At 60.2% G+C, this 3,599-nt stretch carries 3 protein-coding genes; 1 reads left to right on the top strand and 2 read right to left on the bottom strand.

Annotated features, from left to right (window positions below):
* Positions 1–229: 229 nt before the first annotated feature.
* Entirely contained in the window at positions 230–889 is a 660-nt protein-coding gene (locus tag WBB85_RS11260; RefSeq protein ID WP_432638708.1) for a GntR family transcriptional regulator, read from the top strand.
* Between the two features lie 78 nt (positions 890–967).
* Here the strand turns inward: WBB85_RS11260 and WBB85_RS11255 are convergent, their stop codons facing one another.
* Positions 968–2,569, bottom strand: a complete 1,602-nt coding sequence (locus tag WBB85_RS11255) for a BCCT family transporter (protein ID WP_432638707.1) — start codon at positions 2,567–2,569, stop codon at positions 968–970.
* Positions 2,570–2,597: 28 nt separating this feature from the next.
* Positions 2,598–3,599, bottom strand: a 1,002-nt coding sequence (locus WBB85_RS11250; RefSeq protein WP_432638706.1) for an extracellular solute-binding protein, incomplete at its 5' end; no start/stop codon positions are given.

Genomic DNA, 3,599 nt, shown 5'->3' with positions numbered 1-3,599 from the left:
GATCTGCAGACCAAAGCAGCGTTCCATCTCGGCGCGGTCCAGCGCGCCGTCGGCCGTGAACTTCGTCGTCACGGCGGGCATCATTCCACTCCACATGGGCGTATCCTCTCCTCGCATGAGCCAGCTTCAGGGCCCGAAGAATCTTCGTGACTTGGATATCGAATATTGGATACAATATGCAAGAAAGAAATTGTATCCAATCTGCGAAGGCCCCGTTATGGGAGACGTCATGAAGATCGACAGCATCAATATCGCCCAGACCGCCTCGGCGGCGGCGATCATTTTTGAGGCGCTGAAAAAGGCGATCATCGAGGGGCAGCTGGCCGATGGCGCGCCCCTGCGCCAGGACGAGATCGCGAAGATGTTCAACACGTCGCGCATCCCGGTGCGCGAGGCGATCACCATGCTGGAACAGCAGGGGCTGGTGGTGACACAGCGCTACAAGGGCGCGGTGGTGGCAGGGATTTCCCCCGACGAGGCGGCCGAGATCTGGGATTTCCGCGCGCTGGTCGAAGGCCACGTGATCGAAATGGCCGTGCCGCGCATGTCGGATGAGACGCTGGAACTGGCCCGGTCCTACCTGACCGCCTTTTCCGAAGGGGCGACACCGGTCGACTGGGGCGACCAGAACCGCAGGTTCCACACGATCCTATATCGCGACAGCGGGCTTTATTACCACCTTGGGGTCATCGAAAAGACGCTGGACCGGGTGGACCGCTATCTGCGAGCGCAGCTTGCCCTCTCAAACGGCCTTGCCCGCGCCAATGCCGAACACGAGGCGATCCTTGCCGCTTGCATCAAGGGCGATGCCGCACAGGCGGCAGAGCTGACACGGCAGCATATCCTTGGCGCCAAGACCAACCTTCTGGACAATCTGCGCCGCCGCTGAGCGGACGGCTCCGGCCCTGACGGCGCAAAGAAGGGGCGGAATGCTTTCCGCCCCTTTCCGTTCGTTTCAGCCGACCGATTACCGGTTGAGGAATTCCAGCTCGTACTTGTCCACATATTCCGGCGCAGGATTGTCTTCGTGCAGCGCCCGGACAATGCCGTAGATCATGAACAGAAGGATCACGGCGATCGGCAGGCCCGCCACGATCGATGCCGTCTGCAAAGCGCTGAGCCCGCCGGCCAGCATCAGAACGGCGGCCACGATCCCCGATGTCAGCCCCCAGAAGATGCGGAACTTGACCGGTGGATGCTCATCGCCCATCGACAGCATGGTGCACATCACCAATGTACCGGAATCGGACGAGGTGACGAACCACGAGACCAGCAGGATCGTGATCAGCACCGTGATCGGATAGGTCAGGGCATCATAGCCGAACCCGGCCACGGTCGCGAACACACCCGCCGCATAGTCGTTGTTCACCGCTTCAACCACACCGGCGTTGTAGAACAGATCGACCCCGGCAGCAGCGCCACCGAAGACACCCATCCAGAGTGCGACGACCGAGGTCGGGATCAGCAGAACGCAGAAACAGAACTGCCGGATCGTGCGACCCTTGGAGACACGGGCAATGAACAGGCCGACGAACGGGCACCAGGCAATCCACCAGCCCCAATAGAAGATGGTCCACCAGCCCTGCCACTGAACTTCAGGATCGCCGTTGATCCAGAACCCCATCGGGATGACATTCCAGATGTAGTCGCCGAAGCCTGAAATCGTGATGCCCAGAAGGAAGGCGGTCGGGCCAAGGATGATAAAGAGCGCCAGAAGGCCGACCGATGCCATCACGTTGCACTCACTGAGGATCCGAACGCCCTTGCCCACACCCGAGGCCGCTGAGGCGGTGCCAAGACAGGTGATGATTGCGACAAGGATCAGCTGATTTGTCTGGGTATTCTCCATCCAGCCGAGGTTTTCGAGACCGGCCGCGATCGGCGTCACGCCAAGGCCCAGCGATGTGGCAAGGCCAAAGATCGTGCCGAACACACCGACAAGATCGACAAGATGGCCCCAGGGGCCGTAAATCTTGTCCTTCAGCACCGGATAAAGTGCTGTGCGCAGTGTCAGCGGCAGATCGCGACGGTACGAGAAATAGGCCAGGCACAGGCCGACCAGCACATAAAGCCCCCAGCCATGGAACCCCCAGTGGAAGTTGGTGACCGTGATCGCCTTGGTCGCGGCATCGACACTGCCGGCCTCATACCCGGCGCGCTCCATGAAGGGGCTGCCCTGGATATGATACATCGGCTCTGCCACGCCCCAGTAGATCAGCCCCGATCCGAGACCGGCCGAAAAGAGCATGCAGACCCAGGAGAAGGTCGAGAAATCCGGCGTGTCATCATCCTTGCCAAGCTTCACATCGCCGAACCGGCTGAACATCAGCCAGATGACGAAGAAAAGGGCGACGTTGACCACGATGACATAGAACCAGTCCATCGTATTGATGATGAAATCCTTGCCCGCCGAGAAAACCGCGGATGAGCGTTCCACATCCATGATCGTGTAGCCGACAAAACTGACGATCATGAGCATCGACAGGATCCCCATCAACGGGTTCATCCCGGCAAACAGCCCCGATTTGGCGACAAGGTTGCCCGGCTGGTGCGCGTTTCCAGTGTTCATTTTTATACCTCTGTCCTGTTGGCCGCTATCAGCGGACTGTGCCTGAAGCGCCCTGCCGGGCCCCGGCTGACATCCAGATGTCGAACTGTTCCTCAAGACGTTCGTGGTTGGCCGACCACCATTCGGCATCCGACATGATGAACGCTTTGTCCTCATAGGCAGGACCGTTCGGAATCTGATGCAATATGTCGTCGCTCAACTGCGCCAGCGAGGATTTGCGCGTGGGTCCGTTGGGAAGGTGACGCACCATGTCGGCCAGCGCCGTGGTGCTGGAGGCGTAACGGATGAAATCCTTGGCGGCCTCAACATGGCGGCTGCCCTTCGGAATGCCAAAGAGGTCAAGTTCGATGACGCGGCCATCCATGACGACTTCGAAATCCGCCCCCTCTTCCTGCGACGCGGTGGCCCCGGTGGTGGCCCAGATCATCGACATCGCCACATCGCCGTTGTTCAGCATGCGCACAGGTTCGCGTCCCGCGCTCCAGAGTTGCAGGCCCGGACGGATGCTCTCCATCTTCGCAAAGGCGCGCTTTACGCCCTCATCTGTTTCCAGCATCGGATAGACATCTTCGCGGGCCACGCCATCGGCCATCAGGGCCCATTCCAGGATCACCGTCGGATCATCGCGGATCGCACGCGCGCCCGGAAATGCCTCTTCGTCGAAGAAATCCTGAAGCGTGGACGGGGCATTTTCGCCAAATTCCGACTTGTCATAGGCAAAGGCGGTGCCCCAGACGATCACACCCACGCCGCAGTCGTTCAGGGCCCCTTCGACAAAGTCATCCGTGGCAGGTGTCCCGTCCCCCCCGGCGGGCAGGTCGATATCCGACAGATCCTCCAGCAGCCCCGCTTCACAAGCGCGCAGACTATCGGCCTGTGTCAGGTCCACCACATCCCATTTGACATTGGCGCTTTCGACCTGATCGCGGATCTCGTCGATACCGCCATTGTAGTGGTCGACATTGATCCTGGCATTCGCCGCGTCCTCATAGGGGCGCACAAAGCCGAGCATCTGGCTGCGCATATAGGG

The organism is Albidovulum sp. (assembly GCF_049646345.1).
Taxonomy (GTDB): domain Bacteria; phylum Pseudomonadota; class Alphaproteobacteria; order Rhodobacterales; family Rhodobacteraceae; genus Albidovulum.
Note: the sequence above shows the minus strand (reverse complement) of the source record. Positions and strands in the feature narration are given on the sequence as shown.

Excerpts from the sequence above, each read along its gene's own strand:
- WBB85_RS11260 (WP_432638708.1), top strand. The coding sequence starts at position 230 with ATGAAGATCGACAGCATCAATATCGCCCAGACCGCCTCGGCGGCGGCG.
- WBB85_RS11255 (WP_432638707.1), bottom strand. The coding sequence starts at position 2,569 with ATGAACACTGGAAACGCGCACCAGCCGGGCAACCTTGTCGCCAAATCG.